The following is a 6,645-nucleotide window of genomic DNA, read 5'->3' on the forward strand; positions in this document are numbered from 1 at the left end:
CTTGTCGGCGGGCCTTCGAATGGCATTCAGGTACGGGAGGTGCAACCTTCCGCTGGGTGGTTGCGTCGCAACGTTCGAGTCAGGCGGTGCGGGCGGGGGTTTCGTAGTCGGCGTAGAGGGCGAGCATGCCGGCGACTGTGGCCGACCAGGGGAAACGTTCGGCGGCTGAGCGGGCGGCGTGGCGGCGTTGGGGGGCGGGGATGGTGAGGAGGTCACGGACGCCGGCGGCGAGGCCGTGGGGGGAGCCGTCGGAGATGATGCCGGAGCCCGGGGCGTCGACCAGTTCGTTGGCGGCGCCGGCGTCGGGGACGACGACGGGGGTGCCGCAGGCGAGGGATTCGAGGACGGCGAGGCCGAAAGTTTCTGCGGGGGAGGGGAATATCGCGATGTCAGCTTCGGCTACCAGGGTGGCCATGGTGGTGCGGTCGGTGAGGTGGCCGTGGAAGGCGACCGGGAGGCCGGTGGCGAGGCGTTCGAGGCGGGGGCGTAGCGGGCCGTCGCCGATGACGGCTAGTTCGCAATGCAGGCCGGATTCGACCAGGACGCGCACTGCTTCGATGGCCAGTTCGGCGCGCTTCTCCTTGGAGAGTCTGCTCACCAGCACGAGTCGGACGGGTTCGTCTGCGGCCCAGGAATTTTCGTCTGTGGGATCGACCGGATGGAAGGTGGTCAAGTCGACGCCGAGCGGGACGCGCCGCACGTTGGTCGCCCCGATGCGGGCGAACTCCGCCGTCGCGAAACTCGAAGTCACCACGACCTTTTCGGCTCGCACGCAGAGGCGGCGGTTGGCCAGGTCGGCGGCCGTCGTCAACGGAAAACCCGGTGGGACGCGCGTGCGCAGGATCGCATCGATGCGTTCGTGCGAGAACAACACCAGCGGCACGCCCGCCCCGCGCGCCCACGGCGCCAACCACCGCACACTCAACTTGTCACTGCACTCCAGCACATCCGGCCGCAGCCGATCGAGGACCGCCCGCGTCCGTCGCGCCGTCAGTACGTGATACCCACCCGCACCGAACTTAGGACTGTGCACGGTAATTCGCCGCCCAGACCCGGTCAGCTCATCCCCATCCGCAGGCCCGGGAACCACCAGCACCCGACTGTGCCCCGCCGCCAGATACCCCCGCCCGATCTCATCCAGACAAGTCCGCAACCCACCGGACGCCGGAGTATAGAAGTTCGCGATCTGCACGATGCGCACTATCGGACCACCAATCCAGCCGGGCCGGGGCAAGTAATCGTGTGCGCCGAGAAATCACGGGCAACGCTGCGCCAGTTGACTGTTCGCATTACTTCACCGTCGCTTCGACGAGGTCGGCGTAGGTGGTGGCGTGGGCGCCGGCTTGCAGGGCTGCGTCGATGGCGCGGAGGGTGGCTTCGCGGAGGCCGGGGTGGTGGAGGTCGTCGGGGTGCAGGGCGAGGCGGACGAGGCCGCCGCGGGCGGCGTTGCGGCGGGCCAGGGTTTCCAGCATGGCGGCGCCGAAGCGTTCGGACCAGCCGTCGCCGGGGCGGTGGGAGAGGGCGAAGCCGCGATGGCGGCGGCCGGTGCGTAGGTCCTTTGCGCCGAAGTGGTCGGTGGTGTGGGAGAAACCTGCCGCGCGCAGGGCGCGTTCCGCGGCGGGCGAGGCCAGCCAGCCCGGCGGAGTGAAACCCGTTGTCGACAGCCCGGATTCGGCCATCACCGCGTTGGCGGCGCGTAATTTGGCGGCCGCCTCGTCGACATCGAGTGCCGCGAATTCCGCGGCGCCCCGCGCCACCGCCCGGCCGAGCGCACGCCGCGGCCACCCACCCTCGGGTCCGGCCCGATGTGACCATCCGTGCACCATGATCTCGTCTCCACCGTCACGGCGTTCCCGCAGGAAACTCGCATAGTCCGGCTGCCCGGCCAGCGACGCACCCCGCCACGGCCCGGGAATCACCAGCAACGACACCGGAATCCCGAACCCGTCGGCATCAGCACACCAACGTGCCGTCTCAGCCGCACTCGCCGGTGCGACGTCATGGACGCTCACCACCAACCGCGCACACACGCACCGCAAACTAACACCGCCCCATGACCACCAGCTGAACAGCACGGTGCCACCACTCAACGGATCGGTACCGGACCCACTACCTCTCGAAACAGGGTCCTCACACCCCTGCCACCCCCGTTCGCGGGCGACCTGGTCAGGGCCGGAGGAGGCCGATGGGCTCGGCGTGGAAGAGGGCATTGAACAGGGTTTTCGCCTTGACCAGGTCGGTGACGGGGTAGACGATGGTGTGCAGTCCAGCGGTCATGGTGTGCTCCTTGTCGGCTCGATCCGGTGTGGCCCGGTTCGTTTGCTTGACCGGAGCTATCGAAGGAATGTGACAGATGGACGCGAATTTTCTGGCCGCGCGGTTCGAGGAGCAGCGGGCGCACCTGCACGGGGTGGCGTACCGGATCCTCGGCACCGGCGCGGAAGCCGACGACGCGGTTCAGGACGCGTGGCTGCGGCTGAGCCGTTCGGATGCCGACGCGATCGACAACCTCGGCGGCTGGCTCACCACGGTGGTCGCGCGGGTCTGCCTGAACATGCTGCAATCGCGGAAGACCCGCCGTGAGGAGCCGCTGGACGACCACGAGCCGGCCGAACCCGTCACCGGCCCGGAACACGAAGTGGTGCTGGGGGATTCGATCGGCCTGGCGCTGCTGGTGGTGCTCGACACGCTCAGCCCGGCCGAACGGCTCGCGTTCGTGCTGCACGACATGTTCGCGGTGCCGTTCGACGAGATCGCCCCGATCGTCGGCAAAACCTCCGCCGCCGCACGGCAATTGGCGAGCCGGGCCCGCCGGCGGGTACAGGGCGCGCGGGCCGGCGTCGACCGGGATCGGCAGCGCGAAGTCGTCGGCGCGTTCCTCGCCGCCTCTCGCGGCGGCGACTTCGGCGCACTGCTGACCCTGCTCGACCCGGACGTGGTACTCCGCGTGGACGCCGCCGCCATGGCCACCGGCGCCATCGGTGCCCTCGGCGCGGACGCGGTCGCCCAGACCTTCTCCGGGCGCGCGCAAGCGGCCCGTCTCGCGCTCATCGACGGTCGCGCGGGCGCGGTCTGGTCGGTGCGCGGCACACCCCGGGTGGTCTTCGAGTTCACCGTGTCCAACGGACGGATCGTCGCCATCGATCTCCTCGCCGATACCGAAACCCTCGATCAGCTGGAACTGGAGATCCAGGGTCGGCAGAACTGACGACCGTGCCCGCGAACACCTCGTCACATTTCGGCGAACCCACCGGTCAAGGGAGGTGACGGCGCAGCAGGGATCGCGCCTGGGAATCAGCGAGGAGCAGGATGATGGGCAACGCACGATCGATCGGATATTGGGCGACTACCGCGGCAGTGGTTTTCGTGTTGGCGACCGGAGGTGTCGCTGATCTGATCCAGCGTGGCGATACCGCGGACGGCATGGTGGAGCTCGGATATCCGACATATGTGATGGGCATTCTCGGGTTTTGGAAGGTGCTGGGCGCCATGGCGATTGCCGTCCCGCGTTTTCCGCTGGTGAAGGAATGGGCGTATGCGGGGGCGTTTTTCGACCTGACGGGTGGGCTGGTTTCGCACGCCGCGCACGGGTCAGGCGTGAATCACCTGTTCTATACCGGGTTTTTCGCGTTGTGCGTGGTGGCTTCGTGGGCGCTGCGTCCGGCCGAGCGCAAGCTCGCGGTGCCGGTGTTCCGCGACTACGGCCGGGCGCCGGAGCTCGGGAAACTGCCGAGAACAGGGGCGTCGGCGACGGTGTGACAATGCCGGAGAATGGCCCGCGTTCCCAGCGAACGGCGGGCCATTCGTTTTCGCTATGGACGTCGCGAAGTATCAGGGGCTACAACAGGATTCGCCTGGTGTCCGAGGTGGGGCGGCGTATGATCGGGCCAGTGCGAGCGCCCGGGGGAAGAATGAACGAGCCGGTGACCGCGGACTGGGAACAGTTCGTTCAAGCACTGGCGCAGTGTCTGTCTGAGCTACCTTCGCGGGCGACGTTGATCATCGCGGCGCCCGGGAATCGGTACGTCCAGTTCATGCAGTACGACATCAAATTGTCCGCGGAACTGGCCGGTGATCATTACCTGACCCAGCCCATTCCGGATGCCGCCGCGCAGGAGTTGCGCGACCTCGGCTGGAACGAGCCGATGCTGCGTCGCGAGGTGGACAACTGGACCCGGACGATGTTCTGGCCGATCTCCCCGCGCAGCTTGATCGAGTTCGCCCGCTCGGTCGCCATCGGATTCCGGGACGCGCTCGGTGTCGCCACGCCGGTGGAATTACGGGCAATGGGGTGGACCGAGGCGTCCGGTGATTTGGATCTCACCGTGCTCGGATCGATGGCCAGGCGCGGTTGGAATTGACCCCGGCGCGACGGCGATAACCGCCGCCACGGTAGGCGTGGCAAAACTCGCACGACATGGGCACTATCCTGAGTGACATGGCAGCAGGTAAGCCCACCAAGGAAGCGAAGGCCGCGGCGAAAGCGGCCCGCAAGCAGCAGTCGAAAGAGCGCAGGCAGCAGCTCTGGCAGGCGTTCCAGATGCAGCGCAAGGAAGACAAGCTGCTGCTGCCGTTGATGATCGGCGCCTTGCTCGGCATCACCGCCGTCTTCCTGGTCATCGGCCTGATCTTCGGTCTGACCTGGTTCCTCGTCCCGCTCGGCGTGGTACTCGGCGCGCTGGCCGCGTTCATCATCTTCGGCCGGCGGGTGCAGAAGAGCGTCTACGGCAAGGCCGAGGGCCAAGCCGGCGCCGCGGCGTGGGTGCTCGACAACTTGCAGGGCAAGTGGCGGGTGTCCAACGGCATCGCCGCGACCACCCAGCTCGACGCGGTGCACCGGGTGATCGGCCTGCCCGGCGTGGTGCTGGTCGCCGAGGGCTCCCCGCAGCGGGTGAAATCGCTGCTCGCGCAGGAGAAGAAGCGCACCGCCCGGCTCATCGGCGACACCCCGATCTACGACGTCGTCATCGGCAACGACGAAGGTCAGGTGCCGTTGAAGGAGTTGCAGCGCTACCTGACCAAGCTGCCCCGCAACATCGACGCCAAGCGCATGGACCTCATCGAGGGCCGGCTCACCGCGCTCAGCTCGCGCACCGGCCCGGCCCTGCCCAAGGGCCCGATGCCCGCGGGCGCCAAGATGCGCGGCGTGCAGCGCACGATTCGCCGGCGCTGAGTCAGACCCATACGAACGGCCCGCGTCCTCGCGACGCGGGCCGTTCGCGTTTCCTGGGCAAGGCCGATCACTGGCGTCAGGCGTGTGACCGCGACGGCAGCTGGCCGCCTTCAAGATCAGGGGGAACTGGTGCAGGTCGCTACTCGGCGGATGCCTGCACCAGTTCCCGATGATCATGCTTTGGCGAGCCAAAGGAGGCGGTCGTAGGCGAGGGCCTGGTAGATGGCCAGGACGATGGCGGAGATGAGTGCCCACCTGGGGAGATCTGCTGCCCAGAGAGCTGCGGCGCCACCGCCGAGGACGGCGAGTTCGACGAGTAGACGAACTAGTCCGGGTATCGCGACCGGCGCTTCACCGCTGCGACTCGGGTCGTCCGGCACCGCGAACGTGCCCCACGCGGCCGCTGCGACCAGCGGCAACAGGATTACCAGTAGAAACTTCCACGGCGAATCGAAGGCTCGCCAGCCATAGATGCCGAAGGAAGCGATTGCGACGAGCTCGAGCAGAAACCGGATCGCGAGCATGGCCGGATTGAGTGACACCGCCGGAGCGTAACCGGCTGAGACGGATAGCGTCCGCCCCCAAAAGCACTGCCGTGGTTCGCGCAAGGGCCGGCCAGGTGCCGACGGCCAAGTGCGTGACGGTGCGGCCGGCAATCTGTGACACCAAGCCTGGAGTCAGCGAGAGCGCCGGCGTCAGCGCGAGTGAACGAGCGCCGTCCCGGTCGCCCGATCATGCATCCCACGCCCATCGGAATCCGTGAACAACGCAGGCACCACGAACACCAGCAACGCCTGCCGGGCGAGCGCACGCACGAACCCGACCGTCACCGGCGCATCGATCCGAACCGTCCGCAACCGCAAGAAGTACTGCCCCGGCGTGAACCCGAACAACGTCACCGCCGCCACCCCGATCACGAACCAGATCAGCAACGTCAGACTCGACGCCGACCCGCCGCGCATGATCAACGCCGCGATCCCGAGCGCGATCAACCAGTCCACGAACAGCGCGGCGATCCGCCGAGCCATCCCGGACAACGATCCCGCACCGGACTTCGGCAGCCCCAGCTGTTCGCCGGGGAACTCGGAGGTTGCCGGATCGCCTGCACCCTCCGAAGGGCCGGAGAGCCACGATCCCGTCATGCGTGCCATGCCTCCCACAATATGCGGCAGCGACCGGCCGCCCGGCACCGCATAAGGGGAGTTCACGTCAGCGCGCATTGGTACGGATGGCAGGATTAGCATGCTGTTCGAGCCCGGGTGGGCCTAGTCACCCGGCCAGCCGTACGTGTAACACTGGCGAAACACAGACTTGACTGCCGGGAAACACCGCGTCCTTACCGTCTGGACGCGACGAACCCATGCAATCGACACTCGCTGGGAACCGATCCGTAAGGAGAACAAGTGACGTTCAGCACGGCCGACGAGGTCATCAAATTCCTCGCTGATGAAGAGGTCGAATATGTCGACATC

8 protein-coding genes are annotated in these 6,645 nt (G+C 67.4%); 4 read left to right on the forward strand and 4 right to left on the reverse strand.

Going from position 1 to position 6,645, the window contains the following annotated elements:
* Window positions 1-79: 79 nt before the first annotated feature.
* Both F3087_RS44375 and F3087_RS44380 read right to left on the reverse strand, forming a co-directional pair.
* Window positions 80-1,192: a glycosyltransferase gene (locus F3087_RS44375; RefSeq protein ID WP_223885821.1), complete on the reverse strand. Its 1,113-nt coding sequence runs from the start codon at window positions 1,190-1,192 to the stop codon at window positions 80-82.
* 97 nt (window positions 1,193-1,289) lie between these two features.
* A complete protein-coding gene (locus F3087_RS44380) occupies window positions 1,290-2,075 on the reverse strand; it encodes a polysaccharide deacetylase family protein (protein WP_317983966.1) in 786 nt (261 codons plus the stop codon).
* A 278-nt stretch (window positions 2,076-2,353) separates the two neighbouring features.
* Here F3087_RS44380 and F3087_RS44390 point away from each other — a divergent pair, with 278 nt between their 5' ends.
* From F3087_RS44390 to F3087_RS44405, 4 genes are all read left to right on the forward strand, one after another.
* Complete coding sequence (locus F3087_RS44390) at window positions 2,354-3,208, forward strand: sigma-70 family RNA polymerase sigma factor (RefSeq protein WP_150408228.1); 855 nt, start codon at window positions 2,354-2,356, stop codon at window positions 3,206-3,208.
* A gap of 104 nt (window positions 3,209-3,312) precedes the next feature.
* Window positions 3,313-3,759: a DoxX family protein gene (locus tag F3087_RS44395; RefSeq protein WP_150408229.1), complete on the forward strand. Its 447-nt coding sequence runs from the start codon at window positions 3,313-3,315 to the stop codon at window positions 3,757-3,759.
* A 152-nt stretch (window positions 3,760-3,911) separates the two neighbouring features.
* The gene (locus F3087_RS44400) at window positions 3,912-4,361 is read left to right on the forward strand and encodes a TY-Chap domain-containing protein (RefSeq protein ID WP_150408230.1); all 450 of its coding nucleotides are present in this window, start codon (window positions 3,912-3,914) and stop codon (window positions 4,359-4,361) included.
* 77 nt (window positions 4,362-4,438) lie between these two features.
* Window positions 4,439-5,173 (forward strand): DUF4191 domain-containing protein, encoded by a 735-nt coding sequence (locus F3087_RS44405; protein WP_191094453.1) that lies wholly within the window; start codon window positions 4,439-4,441, stop codon window positions 5,171-5,173.
* Window positions 5,174-5,346: 173 nt separating this feature from the next.
* On the opposite strand, the gene F3087_RS44410 is transcribed toward F3087_RS44405, so the two are convergent.
* Window positions 5,347-5,715 (reverse strand): YrdB family protein, encoded by a 369-nt coding sequence (locus F3087_RS44410; RefSeq protein WP_223885823.1) that lies wholly within the window; start codon window positions 5,713-5,715, stop codon window positions 5,347-5,349.
* Window positions 5,716-5,868: 153 nt separating this feature from the next.
* Window positions 5,869-6,324, reverse strand: coding sequence for an RDD family protein (locus F3087_RS44415; RefSeq protein WP_150408232.1), 456 nt, complete (start codon window positions 6,322-6,324; stop codon window positions 5,869-5,871).
* Window positions 6,325-6,645: the final 321 nt, after the last annotated feature.

This window comes from Nocardia colli (assembly GCF_008704205.1).
GTDB lineage: Bacteria > Actinomycetota > Actinomycetes > Mycobacteriales > Mycobacteriaceae > Nocardia > Nocardia colli.

Excerpts from the sequence above, each read along its gene's own strand:
- F3087_RS44405 (WP_191094453.1), top strand. The coding sequence starts at position 4,439 with ATGGCAGCAGGTAAGCCCACCAAGGAAGCGAAGGCCGCGGCGAAAGCG.
- F3087_RS44400 (WP_150408230.1), top strand. The coding sequence starts at position 3,912 with ATGAACGAGCCGGTGACCGCGGACTGGGAACAGTTCGTTCAAGCACTG.
- F3087_RS44395 (WP_150408229.1), top strand. The coding sequence starts at position 3,313 with ATGGGCAACGCACGATCGATCGGATATTGGGCGACTACCGCGGCAGTG.
- F3087_RS44390 (WP_150408228.1), top strand. The coding sequence starts at position 2,354 with ATGGACGCGAATTTTCTGGCCGCGCGGTTCGAGGAGCAGCGGGCGCAC.
- F3087_RS44415 (WP_150408232.1), bottom strand. The coding sequence starts at position 6,324 with ATGGCACGCATGACGGGATCGTGGCTCTCCGGCCCTTCGGAGGGTGCA.